The sequence below is a fragment of the Nocardia sp. NPDC059236 genome, from assembly GCF_042754085.1.
Lineage (GTDB): Bacteria > Actinomycetota > Actinomycetes > Mycobacteriales > Mycobacteriaceae > Nocardia.
In genome coordinates, this window is record NZ_JBHZAF010000002.1 from 835,940 (window position 1) to 859,618 (window position 23,679).

Genomic DNA, 23,679 nt, shown 5'->3' on the forward strand with positions numbered 1-23,679 from the left:
AATCAGCGACGGTTTCGAGAAGCCGAATCACCCGGGACTCAGAGGATGTGAACTCCCATGACCGTTCACCATGTCCCCAGGTCCGCCGGGCTCGGCGCCTTGCTGGTCTGGCTGGGCGGCGCACAACCGCAGCTCACCGACGGGCCCGAGCGCGGCGGCTACACCGTCACCGGCGCCGTGGTGGCGCTGTTCGCGGGCACCGCGGGCGCCGTCACGGCCGCCGCGACGGGAGCGGCGCGCTGGCCGGTCATCGCCATCGTGGCGGTCGCGCTCATCGCGACCGTACTGATGGGGGCCATCGCCCGGGCGCTGGCCACCACCGCCACACCCGATCGCCGGGAGAATCGCCGGGCGGTAGCCGAATTCGGCGGCCGCATCGCGGTGGCAGTGCTCGCCGGGGTGGTGATCGCCGAATTGGCCTGCACCATCCTGTTCTCCGGCACCGTGAACCGGCTGCTCGACGAATCCGCCCAGCACGCAGTGGAATCCGCGCCCGCCGTGGTCACCGCGCGCACCGAGCTGGAGCAGGCCAGGACCGATCGCACCGCGCTGGACCAGCAGATCACCAAGGCGCAGAACGACGTCACCAATGCGCTGATCATCGCGCGCTGCGAATTCAACCCGGGGGCGGACTGCCCGCAGAACATGATCACCCGGGTGCCCGGGCGCGGTCCCGAGGAGCGCACCGCCAACCAGATGCTCGACGATGCCCGCAACCAGCTCAGCGCGGCGCAGGGCAAGGTCGACGGGCTCGACGCCAAGGTCACCGAGAAGGACAGGGCCCTCGCGACGGCCCGCAAGGCCGCCTACACCGACGGCGACCGCGGGCTCGGTGCGCGCTGGGTGGCCATGAACGACTACACCACCGGACATTTCGGGCCGTTCGTATTGCGGCTCGCCGTGTCCGTGCTCATGATCGTGCTGGCCCTGCTGCCGCTGCTGCTGCGGTGGTGGCGGGGTGAGACGGCGTTCGACCGCACCGTCGCGGTCCGTACCGCCACCGACCGCATCGACCAGGCCGCCGCCACCGCCATTGCCGTCAAACAGGCCGAGGTGCGCGTGGAGACCGAGAGCCTGCGCGCCGAACAACAACTCACCGCCGCGCGGCTGGCCGCACATGCCGACACCGCCATCGACCGGGAACGGCAGCGCACCCGCATCATCGCCGCCATCGGCAATTTCGAGATCGGCGTCACCGAACCCGCCCAGCGCGCGATCGCCGAATTCGACAATGCCACCAGACATGAACTCCCGGCCGGCCCGGCCGGGGATCGAAAGGACAGCACCGTGTCCCAGGAGGGGATCGTGACACAGTCGCCGAACCTGCCCGCCCAGCTCACCTCCGGGGCCCTGGCCCCCGCACCGCAGGGTGGGGCACTCGTCCCCGCCGTGCCGGTCGCGCAGCCCGCGAACAAGGGCGGTGGGCTGGAACTTCCGATCATCGGGACGGTGCCGTTCACCGACACCGCCGCCCGCTGGATCCGTCCGCTGGTGCCGTCCTTCGTGGCCAATGCCATCGACACCGCCACCCACCCGCTGCGCACCGTGCGTCAGGCGTTCGAGGAGGCCGAGGAGATCACCTTCACGCTGCGCCGCACGCGCAAGGTGACGGTGGATTCCCAGGATTCGGCGGAACAGCAGCACCAGCAGGCCTACGCCCAGCCGCAGTACGGCTACCTCCCGCAGGGCGCCCCGCAGCAGGTGCATGCCCAGCGGGTGGCCGCGAGCGTGGTGGATCAGCCCTACGCCCAGTACCCCTCCTACTCGGCCCTCCCCCAGGGCCAGGTGGTGGACCCCGGCTATCCGTTGCCCTCGGGTCCGCAGCACGATGCGCTGGCGGCACGTCGCAACCCCGAACTCGACTACCGCAGCCCGCGCGAACTGCCGCCGGGCAGGGGCCGGCAGTAGCCTTCCGAAACCCACTGTGGCCCGGAATGTTTCACGTTGAACACGGAAACATCCGGGCCACAGCCTTTCGATCACGCCGCCGGCGACTTCCGCGTTGCCGAGCGGTAGGCGACGACAGCGGTCAGGACCAGGATGGCAGCCGTGGAGGTGGCCGCCAGGTGGATGCCGCTGACGAAGGCGGAGTGCGCCGAGTTCAGCAGCTCCCCGGCCGCGGGTTGCGGTAGGGCGCGGGCGGTTTCGATCGCGCCGCCCAGCGACTCGCGGGCCGCGTCCGCCTGGCCGGACGGGACGTGCGTCAGGTCCAGACCGCGGCGGAAGGCCGCCATGACGGCACTGCCCAGCACGGCGACGCCGAGGGCGATGCCCATCTCCATGGCCGTCTCCGAGATGGCGGCGGCATTACCGGCGCGCGCCTCGGGCGCGGTGCTGACGATCATGTCGGCCGAGACCGTCAGGGCCACACCCTCACCCAGGCCGATCAGCAGGAAGCCGACGATGAACGGGGTCACCGAGCCCGAGGGATCGGTGGGCAGCAGCCAATAGAGGCCCGCTCCGATCGCGACGGTCACCAGCGAGCCCGCGAGCACCGTCGCCGCACGCCAGTAGCGGACCAACCAGGCCGCGGCCAGCGCACCCAGCATGGAGCCGATGGTGCCCGGAATGAGCAGCAGACCGGCCGCCAGCGGCGACTTGCCGAGCACCAGCTGCAGGTACTGCGAGCCGAAGAACAGCACGCCGGCCAGCGCGAACACCGACAGCAGGTTGGTGAACACCGCGGCCCTGAAGGCCGGCAGCCGGAACAGGTCCAGGTCGATGAGCGGGGCGGACAGGCCGCGCTGCCGGCGCACGAACACCACGCCCGCGACCACGCCGACACCGGCGCTGATCAGCAGGTTCAGGCTCGGGCCGTGGGCCGCGAACTCCTTGACCGCGTACACGATCGGGATCAGGGCCAGCATGGACAGGCCGGCGCTGATCAGATCGAAGCGGCCGGGGTTGGGGTCGCGCGACTCCGGTACCAGGACCGGGGCCAGGACCAGCAGCAGCGCCATGACCGGCAGGTTCACCAGGAAGACCGAGCCCCACCAGAAGTGCTCGAGCATCCAGCCACCCAGCAGCGGACCGAAGGCCGCGCCGGAGGCGGCCATGGCGCCCCAGACCGAGATGGCCAGGGTGCGCTGGCGGGCGTCGGCGAACATGGACCGGATCAGGCCCAGCGTGGCGGGCATCAGGGTCGCACCGGCGACACCCTGCAGAACGCGTGCGGCAATGAGCATCTCGGGGTTGACCGCCCAGGCCGCGACGGCCGAGGCCAGGGCGAATCCGGCCGCGCCGATGAGCAGCAGGCGGCGGCGGCCGATGCGGTCGCCGACGGTGCCCATGGTGACCAGCAGGCCCGCGAGCACGAACGAGTAGACGTCGATGATCCACAGCAGCTGCGGCGTGGTGGGCGCGAGGTGCGCGCTGATGGCCGGGACCGCCAGGTCGAGCACGGTGGCGTCGACGGAGATCAGCAGCAGCGCGAGCGCGAGAACGCCGAGCCCGGCCCAATCCCTGGGCCGGGCCTTCGGCGGCACCGCGGTGGGCTGCCGGTCGATGGTCACGGGAGTTCCGGAACGTGCGGTCGCGTGGGTGCTCATGAGCTTTCTCTCTCGGTGGTGAACCGTCCAGACGGTACAGTAGCATGCTGAACCGTCCAGACGGTACAGTCAATCGTCGTGACCACACGCGATCCCGCCGGCACCCGCGACCGGATCCTCGACGCGCTCGAAACCCTGCTGCTCGACAAGGGCCTGTCCCAGGTGACCCTGGACAATGTGGCCGCCACCGCGGGCGTCTCCAAGGGCGGGCTGCTCTATCACTTCAAGAGCAAGGACGCACTGCTCGCCGGACTGCTTCGCCGCGTCACCGACCGGGCCGATCAGCAGGTGAGAGCCGCGGTGGCACAGGGGCGCTCGGTGGCCGAGTGGTATCTGCAGGCTCCGCATCCCGAGGACGACGCCGACGCCGTCGAGCTCGCCCTGTACCGATCGATGCTGGCCGCCATGCGGAGCGTCGACGCGCCGCAGGACGCCGCGCGGGCGGAGACCGACCGGGCCCTCGCCGAGGTGATGGGGTCCTGGAAGACGGCCCTGGACAACGAGATCGAGGATCCGGTGCGGGCCGAGATCGTGCGCCTGGTCGGCGACGGCGTCTATCTGCGCGCCCTGCTGGGCCTGCCGCCGATCGAACCCGGGCTCTACCGCCGGGTCGTGGCCCGGCTGCTGGAGACCGGCACACCCACCGCCTGACACCCGGGATGCGAAGTTCACCGCCCGGACGCGCATCGGGCGACCGAAGACGCTGGTCCGGATAGACTCGGCCGCGTGTTGCCGACCGTCGCCGACTCCGTCGGTTCGCCGACCGGCTCGGTGGGGGAACCGACTTCTACCGAACCGGTGGTTGTGCCGATTCGCCCGATGCAGTTCCGCGAACTCCTCGACCTCCCGTTCGCGCTGATCCAGGCGCGGATCAAGACCCTGGCGGGCCTGCTCGGCGTCGCCGTGCTGGTCGCCTCGGTGGTGGCCGTGGCGGGCACGGTGCTCGCGGCCGTCGCCAGCGGGAATTCCGACCGCGGCACCCTCTGGGGCGCGGTGCTGGTCACCCTGCTGTGCGCCTGGTCGGTCCGCTTGTTCGTCCGCGGGGTGACCGTGCCGATCGGGTTGGCGGTCGTGTACCGCAGGCCGGCGACCTGGCGCGGGACGCTGCGGCGGCTGGCCGCGGAAGCCGGTCCGCTGCTCGGCTATCAGGTGATGTACACGCTCATCGGTATCGGCGTGCTGGCGGTCGGCACTCCCCTGCTGTTCACCGTGCCGCCCGCGGTGATCTGGCTGGCCTGGCTGCGCGGGCGGCGATTCACGCTGGTGCCCACCATCTTCGATCAGTCGGCCACCTACGGCGTGGCGGCGCGACGCGCGAAACTGCTTGCGGGCGGGACGGAATGGCAGCTGGTCGGGCTGTGGCTGTACCTGCGCGGGCTGCTGCTCGTGCTGGTGGTGCCGCTGCTGGCGCTGCCGCAGTTCACCGCCGAATTCTCCGGCACCCGGCGCTGGACGGTGACAGTGCTGATCATCACCGCCACGCTGCTCATCGTGGCGGTCGCGGAGCTGGTCGAGTCCTCGACGCAGGTCGTCACCTATGTCGACCGGCGTTGCCGCCGCGAGGCCTGGGACATCCGGGTGCCCGGCGGGAGCGGCCGATGACCGGGACCAACCGGGCGCCCGGGCCGGAGATCGCCGGTGCCGCGCCGAATCTCGTCGGCGCGGCTCCGCCCGAGCCCGCTCTGGGTCCGGCCGCCGCGCACCTGGCCGCGGCCGAAGAAGCCGCCCGGCGGGGCGATTTCGGTGCCGCGCTGCGCGAGCGGTACCGCGCCGTCACCCGCGGGCTGGAGCAGCGCGGCATCCTCGACGAGGAGCGGGCGCGCACGGCCCGGGAAACCGCGCGGGCCGCCACCGCGGCGATCCCCGACGCGGTCGAACTGCCCTCGGCGGCACACAGTTTCGACGAGGTCGTCTACGGCGGCCGCTACGCCACCGAGGCGGAGTACCGGCAGCTGGAACAGGCCGACCGGTTCTCGATCGCGCCGCCGCCCAAGGCCGGCCCGGCCGAGATCACCGAGCGGCGCCGGACCCGTAAGACCAAGGTCGCCGAGCAGAAGGAGGACCGCGAGCGCGCGGAACTGCCGCAGCTGCTGAAGGATTGGCGCTTCTGGGCCGCGGTCGTGGCCGTGCTGGCGGTCGTGGTGCTGGTGTACGTGCTCACCCATGCCGGGTCCGGACCGTCGACCCCGCCGCCGACCCACGCGCCGCCGCCACCGTCGAATCCGCCGCCCAACCGGCCGGACGTGCCGCCGCCGAACTTCGGCGCGGGCAGCGACTCCATCTTCCAGCAGCTGCCGGGATGGCTGGCCTTCGGCGGTCTGCAGTTCCTCATCGCCTGGGTCGCCGTGCTGTGGTGGCGCGGCCGCCGCCGCGGCGCCATCGTGCGCGAACCGCTGCCGGTGGAGGCCCCGGCCCACGAGCTGCTCGCCGGACAGGCCGGGCTGTACCGGAAATCTCGCGATCACGAGCACGTGGCCGCCAAACTGCGGGCGGCGTCGCTGCGCCGGCTGCGGCCCGCGCTCGGCGTCACCGCCGACACCCCGGCGGAACTGGTGGTCGGGTCCATCACGGCCCGCACCGGCGCGGACCCGGCCGTCATCCGCGCCACCCTGTACGACCCGGTCGCCGATCGGGTCGCCCTGGAACTCGTGGCCGCACAACTCGAATGGATCGAAGCGGAGGTCTTGTGACCGAACTCTCCCAGGACGTCGTGGACACCAACCACGCGCCCACCGCCCAGGACGCCCAGCAGGCGCTGCTGGCGCTGCGCGCCGAGATCGGCAAGGCGGTGGTCGGCAACGACCACGCCGTCATGTTCCTGGTGCTGGCGCTGCTGTGCCGCGGCCATGTACTGCTGGAAGGCGTTCCGGGCGTGGCCAAGACGCTGCTGGTGCGCGCCCTGGCCACGGCGCTGGATCTGGAGCACGCCCGCATCCAGTTCACCCCCGACCTGATGCCGGGCGATGTGACCGGCTCGCAGATCTACGATCCGCACTCGGCCGAGTTCACCTTCCGCCGCGGCCCGGTGTTCACCAACCTGCTGCTGGCCGACGAGATCAACCGCACCCCGCCGAAGACGCAGTCGGCGCTGCTGGAATCCATGGAGGAGCGCCAGGTTTCGGTGGACGGCGTGCCGCAGCCGCTGCCGGATCCGTTCGTGGTGGTCGCCACCCAGAATCCGATCGAGCAGGAGGGCACCTATCCGCTGCCGGAGGCGCAGCTGGACCGGTTCCTGTTCAAGGTGGACGTCCAATTGCCCGGGCGCGATGACGAATTCCGCATCCTGCAGCGGCACGCGGCGGGCTTCGACCCGCGCGATCTGAACGCCGCCGGTCTGCGCCCGGTGGCCGGTCCCGCGCACATCGCGGCCGCCCGGGCCGCCGTCGCGCAGGTGGCCATCAGCCCCGAGGTGCTGGCGTACACCGTGGACCTGTGCCGGGCCACCCGCACCTCCCCGGCCGTGGCGCACGGCGCGTCCACCCGCGGCGCGACCGCGCTGATGGCGGCCGCGCGGGCCTTCGCCTGGCTGAACGGGCGCGCCTATGTGACGCCCGACGATGTGAAAGCCGTTGCGACGACGGTGCTCCGGCACCGGCTGCACCTGCGGCCCGAGCACGAGGTGGAGGGCGTCACCGCCGAGGGCGTGCTGGCCTCGCTGCTGATGTCCGTCCCCGTTCCGGTGTAGACCGTGGTCGTCACCGGCCGGCTGGCCGCCGCGGCGGTGCTCGCGGCCCTGTTCGTCACGCTGGCGCTGCCCTCGTGGCTCGGTGTGCTGCTCGCCACCCTGGCGCTGGTCGCGCTGATCGCGGCCGATCTGCTGCTGCTGGGATCGCCGGGTGCGCTGGAGCTTTCGCGGGCCCCCGTCACGACGGTGCGCACCGGTCGCAGCATCGACGTGGAACTGGCGGTGCTCAACGACGGCGCCCGGCCGGTGCGCGGCACCCTGTGGGACGACTGGCCGCCCAGCGCGCACGCCCGCCATCGCACCCACGCCCTGAACCTGCCGCCCAACACCAGGATTCGGCTGCACACCGAGCTGACGCCGGACTATCACGGCGACCGGGTGGCCGGCCCGGTGACGCTGCGTCTGCTGGGCCCGCTCGGCATGGCCGGCCGCCAGGTGCGGCGCGAGGTCCCGGCCCGGCTGCGCGCGCTGCCGCCGTTCCGCAGTGAGCGGCTGCTGGCCTCCAAGGTCCGGCAGCTGCAGCATCTGGAGGGCCGCAACACCACCACGATTCGTGGGCAGGGCACCGAATTCGATTCGTTCCGTGAGTATGTCGCGGGCGACGACGTGCGCACCATCGACTGGCGCGCGACCGCCCGCGCCAATGACGTGCTGGTGCGCACCTGGCGTCCGGAACGCAACCGGCACGTGGTCATGCTGCTGGACACCGGGCGGGTGAGCGCCGGCCGGGTCGGCGACGGCACCCGCCTGGACGCCACCATCGAGGCGGCCCTGCTGCTGGGCGGGCTGGCCGCCTCGGGCGGCGACTCGGTGGATCTGCTGGCCTACGACCGCCGGCTGCGCACCGAGGTGCGCGGCATCGGCGGAAAGCGCTTGCAGATCAAGCTGATGCACGCGCTCGCCGGGCTCACGCCCGAACTGGTCGACACCGACTATCAGGGCGTGCTGCGCGCGACGCTGCAGCGCGCCCGCCGCCGCAGCCTGGTGGTGTGGTTCACCCATCTCGACGCCGCCACCGTGCAGGAGGGCCTGCTGCCGGTGCTGCCGGTGCTGACCGAGCGGCATCGGGTGCTGGTGGTCGCGGTGACCGATCCGGAGGTGGCGGCCGCCGCCGCCCGCCGCTCCGGCCTGGACGACCTCTATGCCGCGGCCGCCGCCGAGAATGTCATCGCCGAGCACGCGGTGGCTCGGGAGACGCTGCGCCGCATGGGCGTCCGGGTCATCGCCGAGGCACCCGACCGGCTGCCGGAGGCGCTGGCCGACGAATACCTGGAACTCAAGCGGACCGGAGCGCTGTAACCGGCACGGCCGTCGGGTACTGCCGCACGAGGGGCGGCGGCGGGATGGCCCGCCGCTGCCGCTCGGCCAGCACCGCGCCCAGGATCTGCAGCGGCGGATAGCCGTTCGGCGGCGGCGTGCGCAGGCTCATGCACACCGCGATGACCAGGGTGCGGCCCAACCGGTCCTGGACCTCCGGGGTCAGGGTGCGGAATCGCAACAGGTACTGACGCATCGACAGCGCCAATTCATCGGAGAGACCGGACAAATCGAGCTGCCGCGCCCAGCCCGCCAGCCAGGGCGGCGGCGCGGCCAGCGCGGCGAAGGGCAGTCGGCTGCGGTCGTGCACCACCACGGTGCCCGCCAGCACGTCCCCGACCCGCCGGGCCTGCGGCGAGCACAGCGACACCACGACGGCGATCAGCCCGGTGCCCATGATCCAGAAGTCGACGATCCCCGCCAGTCCGCGGGTGACCGCGTGCCGGAAGTCGATGGGCCCGCCGTCGGCGCGCACCACGCGCAGCCCGACCGCCATCTTCCCCACCGAGCGCCCGCGCGAAAACGTCTCGAACAGCACCGGATACCCGATCAGCGCGCTCACCATGGCCACCAGCACGGCGGCGTCGCGCCACGCGGAATCGGCGCCGATCCACACCAGCAGCGCCTCGAACAGCAGCGCCAGCACCGTTCCGATCACGGCCTGCAGCAGCAGGTCGAGCAGGAAGGCCGCGGCCCGGGTGGGGATCCGCGCGATCGGCAGCTCGACGGCCACGGCTTCGCCGGTGGTGAACAGTGCCATGAGGTCGTCTTCCTCCGCCCCGTGGGATCGCGATGGATAGCATTCTGTCAGCGTCGGCGCAGGAGGGGTACTCATGGATCTGGACGCTTACACCTTTGTGCACAGGCCCTCCTGGGATCGGCTGGATCAGCTGGCCTCCCGGAGCAGGCGGCTCACCGGTGCGGAGGCCGACGAGTTGGTGCGGCTGTATCGGCTGGCGTCGCAGCAGCTGGCCCGCCTGCAGACCCGGGAGGCGGATCCGGACCTCGTTGCCGGGCTGTCGGCGGTGCTGACCCGGGCGCGGGGCCGGATACTGAGCGCCCGCTTCGACACGCCGCGGGAGATCGCCTACTTCTTCACGCACCGGTTCCCGGCCGCCGTGTACCGGGCTTGGCCCTGGTGGCTGTCGGTGGCGACGGTGTTCCTGCTCGGGTCGGCGGGGCTGGCCGCGTGGGTGGCCAGGTCGGAGGCCGCGCGCCGGCATCTCGGCCTGGATACGGATACAGATGCCTTGACGCGCCCGGGTGGCGAATTCGAGACCTACTACTACGAGCACTCGCACGACGCCTTCGCCGCCAAGGTGTGGACCAACAACGCGTGGGTGTCGGCCATGGCGCTCTTCCTCGGGGTGCTCATCCTGCCCGCCGTCTACCTGTTGTCCATGAACGCCTTGAACCTCGGTATCAGTGCCGGGCTGATGGCGGGGGCGGGGCGGCTGGGCCCGTTCTTCGGCTGGCTCCTGCCGCACGGAATGCTGGAGCTCACAGCCATTTTCGTGGCCGGCGGGGCGGGTCTGAAGCTGGGCTGGACGCTGATCGATCCGGGCCGGGAGAGCCGCCCGCAGGCGCTGGCGCGACAGGGCCGGGCGACCGCGGTGATCGCGCTCGGGCTGGTGGGCGTGCTGCTGGTGTCGGGTTTCCTCGAGGGCTTCGTCACACCCAGCGGACTGCCCACGGCGGTCCGGGTCGGCATCGGCGCGCTGGCCGAACTCGGTTTCCTGGCTTATGTATTCGGGCGCGGCCGCGGTGCGGTGCGGGAGCAGGAGCGCCTGCGGTCGGAGCGGGAAGCGAACGATCACCCGGAGCACATCACGGGCTATTCGATCGAGAAGGGTCCGGAACGGGTTGTGGGAGTGGCGACTTCATAGTCGCGGCACCGTTCGGATTGATTTCCACTGGCCGCAGCGAGTCCGGCTCAGCTGCGGCCAGCGTTGCCGACGACTCTACACAATCGTTATGGCTACGCAACCTCCGACTTGCCCACCGGACGTATAAGACGACCAGGCGAAACACCCTTTCCCAGTGAGGAACCCGACAAGATCGCTAATTCCCGGCATACGCTTTGCGGGCGGTCTGCGGAGGGGTCCGAAACTATCCACGCGGTCGCGTTTCGAGACCCCTTTCGAACCTTGACGCGCGATGCGTTTCGAACCCCGTCAGTTGGTTTGCCAAAAACTCGCAAATTTTCCGCTCACCATCGGTTCAACCACCGTTAAGCTGGCGTTTTGCCCCAGCTCAGGCCGATTGCCCACCGATCACCCAAGGTTAAACAAACCTCAAGTTTGTTTCGAATGGCTTTCGCCAAATGATCATCAGGCATAACTGGACTGTAATCGGGCGCATACCCAATTCGGCATCTTCTGGCAAACGATTTTCGCCCCCGCGAAGGCCCCGAAACGCCCCCTGGCAACGCCTTCGGCGGGTAACCCCGAACAGGGTGTGCGATCTTCGTCACATCCGTTGTGAGCAGCGGCTTTTCGAGTCTCGCTGAGTGGAACCGACACCGTGCGGATTCGCGCCGCGACCCCGCCCGCGCGGGCCGCCACCGGGCGCCACACTGATGCCGATCCGACATCGCACGCCCGGCCCGGACGCCGAACCCGGGCAGCAGGACGCCGAACCCGGGCACGGTCGAACCCGGACATAGAAGAAGGCCCCCGATCCGATTCGGATCGAGGGCCTTCCTCGTGGTGGGCGAGGGGGGACTTGAACCCCCACGTCCTTACGGACACTGGCACCTGAAGCCAGCGCGTCTGCCATTCCGCCACTCGCCCTGAGCGACGGGAAGAAACGTATCACGGGGTTTGCACCAAAACGAAATCGCCTGGTTATCGGGGGTGCGGAGGGGCGATCACGATCCGCGTTCGACCCGGGAACCTCGGCTCGCCGCCAAGAGTTACAGGTGTGGACGATCGTGGATATCATGCAATCACCGTGTCCTTGCGGCGACACGCCATGTCCGCGTGTTGCTATTCAAGGACGCATCGCGCACGTCACGGCCGATCGGACAGATGACACGACGCACGCTCCCGCACCGGAGCGGGCAGGACCCGAGAAGGGAGGGGGCATGGGAATTGTTTCCCGATTCGAGCGCCGTCTCCAGGGGGCTGTCGGCGATGTCTTCGCCCGCGCCTTCGGCGGGAGTGTCGTGCCCCAGGAGGTCGAGGCCGCACTGCAGCGCGAGGCCGCCGACCACATCCAGGATCTCGGTGGTGGGCATCTGCTGGCTCCGAACAGCTATGCCATTACCGTCAACGAGTCGGATCTACGGCAGCTCGTCCAGGGCGAGGGACAGCCGGATCGCGATCTCGCCACGCAGGATTACGAGCTCACCAAGCGTGCTTTCGCCAAGCATCTGCAGGACTACATCCGCGAGCAAGGGTGGCAGACCTACGGTGAAGTACACGTGGAGTTCGAGGCATCCCCTACGCTGCACACCGGACAGTTCAGGACACGCGGCCGGGTCGATCCGGACGCGGGTGGGCGGGCAGGCCCGTCACCGGGACCTGGACGCCCACAACGACCCAACCCGCAACCAGGAGCTGGCCCCATGACGCAGAACTCAGGCTACGACCCAAGCCGTGAGCCCGCGGAGTCCGATCCGCGGAACCGCGGGTACGCGCCCCCGCCTGCGGGCCGTCAAGGTCAGCAGGGTTACGGCGAGTACGGCCGCGGTGGTCAGCAGGGCTACGAGCAGGGCGGCTACGGCCAGTCCGAGCAGGCCTACGGCGACTACCAGAACGGCTACGACTACAACCAGCAGCAGGGCGGCGCTTACGGCCAGCAGGGCGGCTACGCCGAGCAGGGCTACGGCCAGCAGCAGGGCTACGGTCAGTCCGAGCAGGCCTACGGTCAGTCCGAGCAGGCCTACGGCCAGCAGCCGGGCTATGCCGACCAGGCCTACGGCCAGCAGCAGCACGGCTACGACCAGGCCTACAGCGAGCAGGGCGGCGGCTACGGCCAGCAGCCGGGCTACGCCGACCAGGCCTACGGCCAGCAGCAGGGCTACGGCCAGCAGGGCTACGACCAGGGCGGCTACGGTCAGCAGGGCTATGCCGAGCAGGGGTACGGCCAGCAGCAGGGCTACGGCCAGCAGGGCTACGACCAGTACCAGGAGCAGGCCGGCTACGGCGACGAGCAGGGGTACGGACAGCAGCAGGGCTACGGCCAGCAGCCGGCCGGCTACGGCGCGGCGCCGGCGCGCGGCGGCTCGGGCTACTCGGCCACGCTGCAGCTGGACGACGGCTCCGGCCGCACCTACCAGTTGCGCGAGGGCAGCAACATCATCGGCCGCGGGCAGGACGCGCACTTCCGGTTGCCGGATACGGGAGTTTCGCGGCGCCACATCGAGGTTCGCTGGGACGGCCAGACCGCGATGCTCTCGGACCTCGGTTCGACCAATGGCACGCTGGTCAACGGGTCTCCCGTCCAGGATTGGCAGCTCGCCGACGGGGATGTCATCCGCGCCGGACATTCCGAGATCCTGATCCGGATCGTCTGATCCCGTAAGCTCGCGGTGCAGGTCACGATATGGCTGGGAATTCCTCGGTCGTATCGTGATCGCAACCGGTCGACGGCCCTATGATGCTGCCAATGCTCGCGGCGGACTCTGGCCGCGCTGACCAGCAACACACCGGTTGGGGGTCACGGAGCCACACCTCCGTAACTGCCCCGTACTCACGACACGGTCGAACAGGAGGTGGAGCACCGTGCAGGGATTGATCCTGCAATTGACCCGTGCGGGGTTCCTGCTGTTGTTGTGGCTGTTCGTGTGGGCGGTGCTCCGGACCCTGCGCAGCGATATCTACGCGGCTTCCGGCCTCCGGGTCGCGCCTCGGGCCGCAGGCGGTTCCGCGGTGCTCCCATCATTTCGCCGGGGCCAGAAGGGCGCCAAATATCTCGTGGTGACTCAGGGTTCTCTCGCCGGCACCCGCATCTCGCTCGGCACACAGCCGGTGCTGATCGGGCGGGCCGACGACTCCACACTGGTTCTCACCGACGACTACGCCTCCACCCGCCACGCGCGACTGTCTCCGCGCGGTGAGGACTGGTACGTCGAGGATCTCGGTTCCACCAACGGGACCTACCTCGACCGGTCGAAGGTCACCACTCCGGTCCGAGTTCCACTCGGCACCCCTGTCCGTGTCGGCAAGACAGTGATCGAGCTGCGATCGTGACACTTGTTCTCCGCTACGCAGCGCGCAGCGACCGTGGTCTCGTCCGAGCCAACAACGAGGATTCCGTCTACGCAGGTGCGCGACTGCTCGCGCTGGCGGACGGCATGGGCGGCCACGCCGCCGGTGAGGTCGCCTCGCAGCTGATGATCGCCGCCCTGGCGCATCTGGACGACGACGAGCCCGGCGACGATCTGCTCGGCAAGCTGAATCGTGCTGTGCACGAAGGCAATGCGGCCATCGCCGACCAGGTCGAGGAGGAGCCGGAACTCGACGGCATGGGCACCACGCTCACCGCCATCCTGTTCGCCGGGCGCAAACTCGGCCTCGCGCACATCGGCGACTCCCGCGCCTACATGCTCAGAGGCGGTGAGCTGGCCCAGATCACCCGCGACGACACCTTCGTGCAGTCGCTGGTGGACGAGGGACGGATCACCCCGGAGCAGGCCCACACTCATCCCCAGCGCTCGCTGATCATGCGGGCGCTCACCGGCAACGAGATCGACCCCACCCTGGTGGTGCGGGAGGCGCGTGCCGGGGACCGCTATCTACTCTGCTCCGACGGCCTCTCGGACGTGGTGAGCGACGAGACCATCGCCAACACGCTGCGCGAGGGCACCACCGACGAGTCGGCGGACCGGCTCATCGAATTGGCGTTGCGCAGTGGCGGTCCCGACAACGTGACCGTGGTGGTCGCCGACGTCATCGACCTGGACTACGGCCAGAGCCACCCGATCGTGGCGGGCGCGGCCTCCGGCGAGGACGAGGACACTCCCCCGCCGAACACCGCCGCCGGCCGGGCCGCCGCCATGCGCCCGCCGCGCGCCACGCCGCGCCGCGCGGTGCCGCAGCCCGAACCCGAACCGCCCAAGAAGAGTCACAAGCTGCGCTGGCTGGCGCTGTCGCTGGCCCTGCTGGTGGCGGTGGGCGCGGGACTCACCGTGGGCTACAACATGATTCGCAGCAACTACTACGTCGGCGTGGACGGCGAGAAGGTGGTCGTGCTGCGCGGCCTGCCCGGTTCGGTGCTGGGCTACTCCATCCGCGATGTGGACCAGGTCGGCTGCGTCACGCGCGGCGGCGAATTGACGCTGGCCGCGCCCGGCGACAAGTTTCCCTCCGGCTGTGCCCAGCTGACCCGCAACGATCTCCGCCCCAGCGGCCGCGATTCGGTCGACAAGGGCCTGCCGCCCGGTTCCCGCGACGACGCCGTCAAGCAGATCCGGAACCTGGTGCAGGGCGAACTGCTGCCCCCGTGCGAGAAGCAGCAGCAGGCGCCGGTCACTCCGTCGACCACGCCGGTCCCGCCGCCCGCCGACCCCAACCAGCCGGGCACACCCGTCACCACCACCCCGGCCGCTCCGGCCGCGCCCGGCAGCCTCACCGGCGGTGAACGGACCGGCGAGAACCACCCGCTGGAACCCCGCAAGACCGACCAGCCGACCGCTCCTGTCACCACCACCACGGCACCGCAGACTCCGGGGCAGAACTGCAGGACGGCGGACTGATGTCCGCACCGGCACCGCCGTCCACTGGGGCTTTTCCCAGTCCACCGGGCGGATTCGCTCCTGCGCCGCCGCCCGCCACCCGGCGCAATGTCGAGTTGCTGCTCCTGGGGCTGGCGGCCGTCATCACGATGGTGTCGCTGGTGCTGGTGGAGGCCAGTCAGGAGCAGGCGATCACCTGGGAGATCGCCAAACTCGGTGCCGCGTACATGGCATTGTTCGGCGTCGCGCATCTGGCGGTGCGGCGGTTCGCGGCCTTCGCGGATCCGGTCCTCCTACCGATCGTGGCCCTGCTGAACGGGTTGGGCCTGGTGGTGATCCACCGCATCGACCTGGCGCAGGCACAGGACGCCGCGTTCGCCTCCCTGCCCATCCCCTCCCCCGACGCCAACCAGCAGGTGCTGTGGACGGGGCTGGGGATGGTGGTTTTCACGGGGTTGTTGATCGCGCTGCGTGACTACCGCAGCCTGGCCCGCTACGCCTACACCCTCGGCCTGATCGGGGTCATCGCCCTCGCCCTGCCCGCGGTGCTGCCGGACCGGTACTCGCAGGTGAACGGCGCGAAGATCTGGATTCGCCTGCCGGGCTTCAGTGTTCAGCCCGGTGAGTTCGCCAAGATCGCGCTCATCGTGTTCTTTGCCGGTGTGCTGGTGTCCAAGCGCGACCTGTTCACCGGCGCGGGCAAGCACGTGTTCGGCATGGAGCTGCCGCGCATGCGCGACATGGGCCCGATCCTGCTGGTCTGGGTGCTGTCGGTGGGCGTGCTGGTGGTGGAGAAGGATCTGGGCACCTCGCTGCTCATCTTCGCCACCGTGCTGTGCATGCTCTACATCGCGACCGAGCGGGTGGGCTGGGTGGCGGTCGGGCTGGTGCTGCTCACCATCGGGGTGGTGTTCGCCTATTTCGCCTTCGGGCATGTGCGGGTGCGGTTCTCGACCTGGCTGCATCCCTTCGCCGACTACTCCAATACCGGCTACCAGATCTCGCAGTCGTTGTTCGGGCTGGCCACCGGCGGCCTGGCCGGGACCGGGCTGGGCAGCGGGCGGCCCTCGCAGGTGCCGTTCGCCAAGACCGACTTCATCATCTCCGCCATCGGGGAGGAGCTCGGCCTGATCGGGCTGACCGCCATCCTGATGCTGTTCTGCGTGTTCACCATTCGCGGGATCCGCACCGCGCTGGCCATTCGCGACAGCTTCGGCAAGCTGCTGGCCGCGGGCCTGTCCTTCACGATCGCCATCCAGGTGTTCGTGGTGGTCGGCGGCGTCACCAAGCTGATTCCGCTGACCGGTCTCACCACGCCGTACATGTCCTACGGCGGTTCGTCCCTGCTGGCCAACTATGTGCTGCTGGGCCTGCTGATCAAGGTGTCCGATGCCGCCCGCCGGCCGGCGCCCGCCCGGAAGCGGGCGGAGCCGATCGCGGACGCGTCGACTCAACTGCTGCGCAAGGTCGAGGGGGGTGGCGCGTGAACACGCCTCTGCGCCGGGTGGCGCTGGCGGTCATGGTGATGATCGTCGCGCTGCTCGCCAATGCCACCTATGTGCAGGTGTTCAAGGCCGACAGCCTGCGCAACGATCCGCGCAATGTGCGAGTCCTGCTGGACGAGTACGCGCGTCAGCGCGGCCAGATCTCCGCGGCGGGCACGGTGCTGGCCTCGTCGGTCGCCACCGACGACCGCTACAAGTACCTGCGCACCTACCCGACCGATCCGCTGGCCTACGCGCCCGCCACCGGCTACTACTCGATGCAGTACGGCAGCAACCAACTCGAGCACGCCGAGGACTCGGTGCTCAACGGCTCCGACAACAGCCTGTTCGGGCGCCGGCTCATCGACATGATCTCCGGCCGGGATCCGCGCGGCGGCAATGTGGTGACCACGCTCAACCCGGTCATGCAGAAGGTCGCCTACGACCAGCTCACCGCCAAGAACCTGACCGGTTCGGTGGTGGCCGTCGAGCCCAGCACCGGCCGCATCCTGACCATGGTGTCCACGCCGTCCTACGACCCGAACCTGCTGGCCGGGCACGACGGCGCCGCCACCCAGAAGACCTGGGAGCAGCTGCAGCAGGATCCGCGCCAGCCGATGCTGAATCGCGCGGTCTCGCAGACCTATCCGCCGGGCTCCACCTTCAAGGTGATCGTGACCGCGGCCGCGCTGTCCAACGGCATCGCCAAGCCCGACGACCAGTTCACCGCGGCGCCGCGGATCACGCTGCCCGACACCACCACCACGCTGGAGAACTACAACGGCAGCCACTGCGGTCCCGGCGACGCCCAAACCGCTTCTCTCACCGACGCTTTCAAGTACTCCTGTAACACCGCCTTCGCCGAGCTCGGTATGAAGGTCGGAGCCGCGAAACTCAAGGACGAGGCCAGCGCGTTCGGAATCGGAACCCAGCACCCCAATATTCCGATCCCCTGGGCGGACAGCACCGTCGGAACGATTCCCGACAATGCGGCGATGGCCCAGTCCAGCATCGGCCAGCGCGACGTCGCGCTCACCCCGCTGGACAATGCGGTCATCGCGGCCACCATCGCCAATGGCGGCGTGCGGATGAAGCCTTTTCTGGTGGACCAGCTGCAGGCGCCCGATCTGAGCACGCTGGAGACCACCAAGCCGACCTCGGTGGGCCAGGCGGTGACACCGCAGGTGGCCACCCAGATCACCAATCTGATGCTGGAGTCGGAGAAGAACACGCAGGGAGGGACGCAGCCGCGCTCGTATCAGATCGCGTCGAAGACCGGCACAGCCGAGCACGGCAACGATCCGCGCAACACGCCGCCGCACGCCTGGTACATCGCCTTCGCGCCGGCGCAGAACCCGAAGATCGCGATCGCGGTGATCGTCGAGAACGGCGGCGACCGGGCGCTGGCGGCCACCGGCGGCTCCGTGGCCGCCCCGATCGCGCGAGCGGTGCTGGATGCCGGACTGGGGGGCTGAACGACATGAAAGTGCAAGGTAGACAGGGTCACGAATGCTGAACAACGGTGCGATGATCGCAGACCGGTACCGGCTGCAGCGGCTGATCGCGACCGGCGGCATGGGTCAGGTCTGGGAAGCGCTGGACACTCGGCTGGACCGCCGGGTCGCCGTGAAGGTGCTCAAGGCGGAGTTCTCCGCCGATCCGACCTTCCGGCAGCGCTTCCGTACCGAGGCGCGGACCACCGCGCAGTTGAACCACCCGGGCATCGCGAGCATCTACGACTACGGCGAGACGCAGGACGGGTCGGGCGGCGAAATCGCCTACCTGGTCATGGAGTACGTGCAGGGTGAACCGCTCAACGCGGTGCTGTCGCGGTTGAACCGGCTCTCGGTGGCGCAGGGTCTGGACATGCTCGAGCAGACCGGGCGCGCGCTCCAGGTCGCGCACCTGGCGGGCGTGGTGCACCGGGATGTGAAGCCGGGCAATATCCTCGTGACCCCGACCGGTCAGGTGAAGATCACCGACTTCGGCATCGCCAAGGCGGTGGACGCCTCCCCGGTCACCAAGACCGGCATGGTGATGGGCACCGCCCAGTACATCGCACCGGAGCAGGCCACCGGCGAGGACGCCACCGCCGCCTCCGACGTGTACTCCCTGGGCGTGGTCGGCTACGAGGCGCTCTCGGGCGCCCGGCCGTTCACCGGTGACGGCGCGCTGACCGTGGCCATGAAGCACGTGCGGGAGGCCCCGCCGCCGCTGCCCGCCGATCTGCCGCCGAATGTGCGGGAGCTCATCGAGATCACCATGGCCAAGGATCCGGGCCAGCGCTACACCAATGGCGGCGAGTTCGCCGACGCGGTGGCCGCGGTGCGCTCGGGTCGCCGGCCCACGCCGCCCGGCGGCATTCCGGCCGTGCCGTCGATGACCGGCGCCACCCGGGTGCTGCCGCCCGGACCGACCATGATCATTCCGGGCGCCCGGGCCGACCAGGCCACCAGCCGGTACGCGCCGCCGCCCATGCGCGGCGTCGCCGAGCCGCCCGCCTCCGCGACCACCGTGATGCCGGGACCGCGTACCCCGGTGGGCCCGATGACCGTCACCGGCGCCGAAGACCCGGAGACCGGGCGATTCACCGCCGGCCAGAAGGCCATCGCCGGGCTCGGCGTGGGCGCGCTCATTCTGGGCGCGGCCGCCGCCATCGTGCTGATGAGCAGCTCCTCGCACGACTCCACGCCACCCGCCCGCACCAGTGCGGTGGTGGCGCCCCCGGTGATCACACCGACCACCACGCCCCCGCAGACCACGACCACCCGGGAACGGCCGGTGCCGCCGCCCCCGGTGACCACCTACGAGCCGCCGCCGACCACCACACCCGAGCCGACGACCACGCCACCGCCCACCACGACCGTGCCGCCCACCACCACCGTGCCGAAGACCACCACCTCGGCACGGCCGACCACCACCGGCCGCTGGCCCTGGCCGAACAACGACATACCATCATTGCCAGCGAACCCGGGCGGAGTGAGTCCCGGCGGCGGGAATCCCGGCGGGGTGACTCCCGGCGTAGTAAGTCCCGGCAGTAACCGCGGTCCTGTCTACGAGTCCGACCCCTATTCATCCACAGTCCCGCAGCAAGGATTGCCATGACGACCCCGAAGAACCTCTCCTCCCGCTACGAGCTGGGCGAGATCATCGGGTTCGGTGGCATGTCCGAGGTCCACAAGGCCCGGGATCTGCGGCTCGGCCGGGATGTGGCCATCAAGGTGCTGCGCGCCGACCTCGCCCGCGACCCCACGTTCTACCTGCGCTTCAAGCGGGAGGCGCAGAACGCGGCGGCACTCAACCATCCGGCCATCGTGGCGGTGTACGACACCGGCGAGGCCGAGGTGGACGGCGGCCCGCTGCCCTACATCGTCATGGAGTACGTCGACGGCGACACGCTGCGTGACCTGGTGCGCGGCAAGGGCCCGCTGCCGCCCCGGCGCGCCATGGAGGTCATCGCGGATGTGTGTGCGGCGCTGGACTTCTCGCACCGCAACGGCATCGTGCACCGGGACATGAAGCCCGCCAACATCATGATCAACCGCGCCGGCGCGGTGAAGGTGATGGACTTCGGCATCGCGCGGGCCCTCGCCGACAGCTCCAACCCCATGACCCAGACGGCCGCGGTCATCGGCACCGCCCAGTACCTCTCGCCCGAGCAGGCCCGCGGCGAACAGGTGGACGCCCGCTCGGACGTGTACTCGGTGGGCTGTGTGCTCTACGAGATCCTCACCGGCGAACCGCCTTTCACCGGCGACTCGCCGGTCGCGGTGGCCTACCAGCACGTCCGCGAGGATCCGCGGCTGCCGTCGCAGGTGCATCCGGGCGTGCCGCGCGAACTCGACTCGGTCGTGCTCAAGGCCATGAGCAAGAACCCGGCCAACCGGTACCAGACCGCCGCCGAGATGCGCGCCGACCTGATCCGGGTGCTGGGCGGGCAGAAGCCCACCGCGCCCATGGTGATGACCGACGAGGACCGCAGCTTCGACGACGAACTGCCGCCGCCGCGCAGCTACCGCACCGTCGAACGCCGCGACGACACCACCGAGCAGGAGATCGTCGAGGCGAGCCCGCGCCGGCGCACGGCGCTGATCGCCGTGCTCGCGGTGGCCGCGATCGCCGCGGTCGGCGGTCTGCTGTGGATGCTGATCGGACCCGGCTCGCATCCGGATCAGGTCGCGGTGCCGGATGTGGCCAATCAGAACTACCAACTGGCGCAACGGGATCTGGAGCGAGCCGGTTTCACGGTCGCCATTCAGCAGAAGAACGATCCCAAGGTGGCGCAGGGCAATGTGATCGCCACCCAGCCGCTGGGCGGTTCGCGGGTCGACAAGGGCAGCACCGTCACCCTGCAGGTGTCGGCCGGCCCGCAGCAGGTGCCGGTGCCGAAACTGGCCGGGCTCACCCAGCAGCAGGCCGAACAGCAGCTGAATTCCCAGGGGCTGCGGCTGAATCCGGATGTGAAGCGGGAAGCGTCCAGCACCGAGGACAAGGACAAGATCGTCGGGCAGACCCCCGACGCGGGGCAGAAGATCGACTCCGACGGGCAGGTCACCATCACCCTCGGTTCCGGCCCGGACAAGGTGCGGGTGCCCGATGTGGTCGGCCAGTCCATCGACGTCGCGCAGTCGACGCTGTCGGACACCGCCGGTTTCAAGGTGACCGTGCAGGAGGTGCCGAACAACCAGCCCAAGGGCACGGTCATCGCCACCAATCCGCCCGCGGGCACCCAGGCCGACAAGGGTTCCAGCATTACCGTGCAGGTCTCCAGCGGCGACCAGCTGACCATGCCCGACCTGCGCGGCATGACCCCGGCCCAGGCCGTGGACATGCTGCGGCAGAAGGGCTGGAACGGGCAGGTCAGCCAGAACAACATGAGCACTCTGAACGCGGGTGAGGTCGGGCGCATCCTGGCCCAGCAGCCGACCGCGGGCTCGCCGCTGGGCAAGAGCCAGACGGTGACCATCACGACCGGCGTGCTCTCGCTCGGCCCGCCGTGATGCCGATTCCACTGTGAGAACAGGGGGTTCGCGGACGGTCCGCGAACCCCCTGTGTTTCATGTGAAACCTTCGGCGCGCGAAACCTACAGTCGCAGATGACGGTTCATCGACATGGCCTCTTCGGCCAGATCCGGCAGCTCGATCACCTCGACGCCGTGCTCGCGCAGCTTCTCCACCCCGACGCAGTTGTCCACGAAGGTGCCGGGCTCCCGCCAGGCGATGACCACGCGCCGAATTCCGGCCCGGAGAATGCGATCCGTACAGGGCAGCCGATCCTGGCTCGCCCGCTGCGAGCACGGCTCCAGCGTGCTGTACAGCGTGGACGACGGCAGCCGCGGATCGTCCGGCTCCAGCTTGTTCAGCGCCGACTCCTCGGCGTGCACCTTGTCGTCGGTCTCCCGCGACCACCCGTGCGCGATCTCCACCCCGTCCACACCCACGATCACCGCGCCCACCGCGAAGGCGGTGTCGCTGTGCGAGCACAACCGCGCCAGGCCGATGGCGTGCCGCATCCACCCGCGATCCAGCCGTGCCTCATCATCCGACATCGGAATCCTCCTTCGGCAGATAGCGCAGCAGCGCGATATCGCCGATCCGGCCCACATCGGCCAGCTGCATGCGGTGATTGGGGCCGCCCGGGAAGGCGGCGGGCCCGAGAAAGCGCGGGGCAGCCGGATCCCCGACCACGACCGGCGCCACGGCCATCCAGATCTCGTCGGCCAGACCGGCGGACAGGAAGCCGGTGTGAATGGCACCGCCGCCCTCGACCATGAGCCGCTCCAGGCCGCGTTTGCCCAGGTCATCGAGTAGGGCATCGAATTCGATCAACGCGCCGAGGGAGACGACCTCGGCCAGCCCGGCCAAACGGTCACCGATGCGGGTGGCCCCGGAATCGGTGGTGTAGACCAGTCTTTCGCCGCCGCAGTGCCAGAACCGCAGTTCCGGGTCGAGATCGCCACCGGCGGTGACGATCACGCGCACCGGATACTCCGGCTTGCCCGCGGCGACCCTTTGCAGGCGCCGATCCCCACTGTTGACCAGCAGCCGGGGATTGTCGCGACGCAGGGTTTCCGCGCCGATCAGGATGGCGTCGGAGTCCGCGCGCAACGCGTCCACCCGATCGAAATCGGCTGCGTTGGACAGCAGCAGCCGGTCGGGACCGGTGTCGTCGATATAACCGTCGATGCTGACGGCCACCGACAGCATGACGTGCGGCCTCATGACGCGAGTGCCGCGACCTCCGCCTCCAGGGTCTGCACCAGTCCCTCCGCCGGCCGCTCGCCGCACACGCCCAGCCAGTTGGCGAGCATGCGGTGCCCGCCCTGGGTGAGCACGGATTCGGGATGGAACTGCACACCGTGGATGGGCAGATCGCGATGCCGCAGAGCCATGACGATGCCGGATTCGGTGCGGCCCAGCACCTCCAGCTCCGGCGGCATGGTCTCCTCGAGGACGGTCAGCGAGTGGTAGCGGGTGGCGATGAACGGATCCGGCAGACCGGCCAGCACGCCCGCGCCGATGTGGAAGACCTCGCTGGTCTTGCCGTGCAACAGTTCGGGGGCACGGGTCACGGTGGCGCCGAACGCCTCTCCGATGGCCTGATGACCCAGGCAGACGCCGAGCAGCGGAGTGGCGTGCCGGGCGGCGGCGTGCACCAGGGCGATGCTGGCACCGGCGCGATCGGGGGTGCCGGGCCCGGGGCTGATCAGCACCCCGTCGTAGTCCTGCACAACCTTGTCCACATCGGCGAGCCGATCATCGTCGTTGCGCCAGACCTCGGCATCCACACCCAGCTGTCCGAGATACTGAACCAGGTTGAACACGAAGCTGTCGTAGTTGTCGACGACCAGTACACGCATGATTCGAGAGTAGTTGGCGCGGCGCGTGCCGTCGCACGCAATACCGCCGAACCGTGTCGCCACAATCGACCGGGCACTCCCAACGACACTTTCCACAGGGTTGCCG

The 23,679-nt window shown here is 69.8% G+C and carries 19 protein-coding genes and 1 tRNA gene; 14 read left to right on the forward strand and 6 right to left on the reverse strand.

Annotation, left to right across the window (positions count from 1 at the left end):
- Positions 1–57: 57 nt before the first annotated feature.
- Positions 58–1,908 carry a DUF4407 domain-containing protein gene (locus tag ACFXIV_RS08925; RefSeq protein ID WP_379392971.1) on the forward strand — a complete coding sequence of 617 codons (1,851 nt, stop codon included), beginning with the start codon at positions 58–60 and terminating at the stop codon, positions 1,906–1,908.
- 71 nt (positions 1,909–1,979) lie between these two features.
- On the opposite strand, the gene ACFXIV_RS08930 is transcribed toward ACFXIV_RS08925, so the two are convergent.
- The gene (locus tag ACFXIV_RS08930; RefSeq protein ID WP_379392969.1) at positions 1,980–3,548 is read right to left on the reverse strand and encodes an MFS transporter; all 1,569 of its coding nucleotides are present in this window, start codon (positions 3,546–3,548) and stop codon (positions 1,980–1,982) included.
- Positions 3,549–3,626: 78 nt separating this feature from the next.
- Here ACFXIV_RS08930 and ACFXIV_RS08935 point away from each other — a divergent pair, with 78 nt between their 5' ends.
- The 5 genes from ACFXIV_RS08935 to ACFXIV_RS08955 all read left to right on the forward strand — a co-directional run bounded on the left by ACFXIV_RS08935 (position 3,627) and on the right by ACFXIV_RS08955 (position 8,532).
- The gene (locus ACFXIV_RS08935; RefSeq protein ID WP_379392967.1) at positions 3,627–4,199 is read left to right on the forward strand and encodes a TetR/AcrR family transcriptional regulator; all 573 of its coding nucleotides are present in this window, start codon (positions 3,627–3,629) and stop codon (positions 4,197–4,199) included.
- Between the two features lie 75 nt (positions 4,200–4,274).
- Positions 4,275–5,150: a hypothetical protein gene (locus ACFXIV_RS08940; RefSeq protein WP_379392966.1), complete on the forward strand. Its 876-nt coding sequence runs from the start codon at positions 4,275–4,277 to the stop codon at positions 5,148–5,150.
- Positions 5,147–6,238 (forward strand): DUF4129 domain-containing protein, encoded by a 1,092-nt coding sequence (locus ACFXIV_RS08945; RefSeq protein WP_379392965.1) that lies wholly within the window; start codon positions 5,147–5,149, stop codon positions 6,236–6,238. Before ACFXIV_RS08940 ends, ACFXIV_RS08945 begins: the two co-directional genes overlap by 4 nt.
- On the forward strand, positions 6,214–7,233 hold the full coding sequence (locus ACFXIV_RS08950; RefSeq protein WP_379392963.1) for an AAA family ATPase: 1,020 nt from the start codon (positions 6,214–6,216) through the stop codon (positions 7,231–7,233). Before ACFXIV_RS08945 ends, ACFXIV_RS08950 begins: the two co-directional genes overlap by 25 nt.
- A 3-nt stretch (positions 7,234–7,236) precedes the next feature.
- Positions 7,237–8,532, forward strand: a complete 1,296-nt coding sequence (locus tag ACFXIV_RS08955; RefSeq protein ID WP_379392961.1) for a DUF58 domain-containing protein — start codon at positions 7,237–7,239, stop codon at positions 8,530–8,532.
- Here ACFXIV_RS08955 and ACFXIV_RS08960 read toward each other — a convergent pair.
- Positions 8,510–9,310 carry an RDD family protein gene (locus ACFXIV_RS08960; RefSeq protein ID WP_379392959.1) on the reverse strand — a complete coding sequence of 267 codons (801 nt, stop codon included), beginning with the start codon at positions 9,308–9,310 and terminating at the stop codon, positions 8,510–8,512. The genes ACFXIV_RS08955 and ACFXIV_RS08960 overlap by 23 nt on opposite strands.
- A 73-nt stretch (positions 9,311–9,383) precedes the next feature.
- Between ACFXIV_RS08960 and ACFXIV_RS08965 the strand changes: the two genes are divergently transcribed.
- The gene (locus ACFXIV_RS08965; RefSeq protein ID WP_379392957.1) at positions 9,384–10,436 is read left to right on the forward strand and encodes a stage II sporulation protein M; all 1,053 of its coding nucleotides are present in this window, start codon (positions 9,384–9,386) and stop codon (positions 10,434–10,436) included.
- 820 nt (positions 10,437–11,256) lie between these two features.
- Here the strand turns inward: ACFXIV_RS08965 and ACFXIV_RS08970 are convergent.
- A tRNA-Leu gene (locus ACFXIV_RS08970) sits at positions 11,257–11,342 on the reverse strand.
- 293 nt (positions 11,343–11,635) lie between these two features.
- Here ACFXIV_RS08970 and ACFXIV_RS08975 point away from each other — a divergent pair.
- The 7 genes from ACFXIV_RS08975 (at position 11,636) to pknB (ending at position 21,713) form a co-directional block, all read left to right on the forward strand.
- Positions 11,636–13,069 (forward strand): DUF3662 and FHA domain-containing protein, encoded by a 1,434-nt coding sequence (locus ACFXIV_RS08975; protein ID WP_379392955.1) that lies wholly within the window; start codon positions 11,636–11,638, stop codon positions 13,067–13,069.
- Positions 13,070–13,277: 208 nt separating this feature from the next.
- Positions 13,278–13,745 carry an FHA domain-containing protein gene (locus tag ACFXIV_RS08980; RefSeq protein ID WP_040862589.1) on the forward strand — a complete coding sequence of 156 codons (468 nt, stop codon included), beginning with the start codon at positions 13,278–13,280 and terminating at the stop codon, positions 13,743–13,745.
- Positions 13,742–15,250, forward strand: a complete 1,509-nt coding sequence (locus tag ACFXIV_RS08985) for a PP2C family protein-serine/threonine phosphatase (protein ID WP_379392954.1) — start codon at positions 13,742–13,744, stop codon at positions 15,248–15,250. The genes ACFXIV_RS08980 and ACFXIV_RS08985 overlap by 4 nt, the downstream gene beginning before the upstream one ends.
- Positions 15,250–16,716 carry an FtsW/RodA/SpoVE family cell cycle protein gene (locus ACFXIV_RS08990; protein ID WP_379392952.1) on the forward strand — a complete coding sequence of 489 codons (1,467 nt, stop codon included), beginning with the start codon at positions 15,250–15,252 and terminating at the stop codon, positions 16,714–16,716. The genes ACFXIV_RS08985 and ACFXIV_RS08990 overlap by 1 nt, the downstream gene beginning before the upstream one ends.
- Entirely contained in the window at positions 16,713–18,188 is a 1,476-nt protein-coding gene (locus ACFXIV_RS08995; RefSeq protein ID WP_379392950.1) for a peptidoglycan D,D-transpeptidase FtsI family protein, read from the forward strand. Before ACFXIV_RS08990 ends, ACFXIV_RS08995 begins: the two co-directional genes overlap by 4 nt.
- 34 nt (positions 18,189–18,222) lie before the next feature.
- Complete coding sequence (locus ACFXIV_RS09000) at positions 18,223–19,818, forward strand: protein kinase (protein WP_379392948.1); 1,596 nt, start codon at positions 18,223–18,225, stop codon at positions 19,816–19,818.
- A complete protein-coding gene (pknB, locus tag ACFXIV_RS09005; protein ID WP_354847406.1) occupies positions 19,815–21,713 on the forward strand; it encodes a Stk1 family PASTA domain-containing Ser/Thr kinase in 1,899 nt (632 codons plus the stop codon). The genes ACFXIV_RS09000 and pknB overlap by 4 nt, the downstream gene beginning before the upstream one ends.
- An 84-nt stretch (positions 21,714–21,797) precedes the next feature.
- On the opposite strand, the gene ACFXIV_RS09010 is transcribed toward pknB, so the two are convergent.
- Genes ACFXIV_RS09010 through ACFXIV_RS09020 form a run of 3 tightly spaced genes read right to left on the reverse strand, consistent with a single transcriptional unit; the run spans position 21,798 to position 23,573 of the window.
- Positions 21,798–22,262 carry a dCMP deaminase gene (locus ACFXIV_RS09010; RefSeq protein WP_379392946.1) on the reverse strand — a complete coding sequence of 155 codons (465 nt, stop codon included), beginning with the start codon at positions 22,260–22,262 and terminating at the stop codon, positions 21,798–21,800.
- Positions 22,252–22,935, reverse strand: coding sequence for a RibD family protein (locus tag ACFXIV_RS09015; protein ID WP_379392944.1), 684 nt, complete (start codon positions 22,933–22,935; stop codon positions 22,252–22,254). The genes ACFXIV_RS09010 and ACFXIV_RS09015 overlap by 11 nt, the downstream gene beginning before the upstream one ends.
- Positions 22,932–23,573, reverse strand: a complete 642-nt coding sequence (locus ACFXIV_RS09020) for an aminodeoxychorismate/anthranilate synthase component II (RefSeq protein ID WP_354847397.1) — start codon at positions 23,571–23,573, stop codon at positions 22,932–22,934. The genes ACFXIV_RS09015 and ACFXIV_RS09020 overlap by 4 nt, the downstream gene beginning before the upstream one ends.
- Between the last annotated feature and the right edge of the window lie 106 nt (positions 23,574–23,679).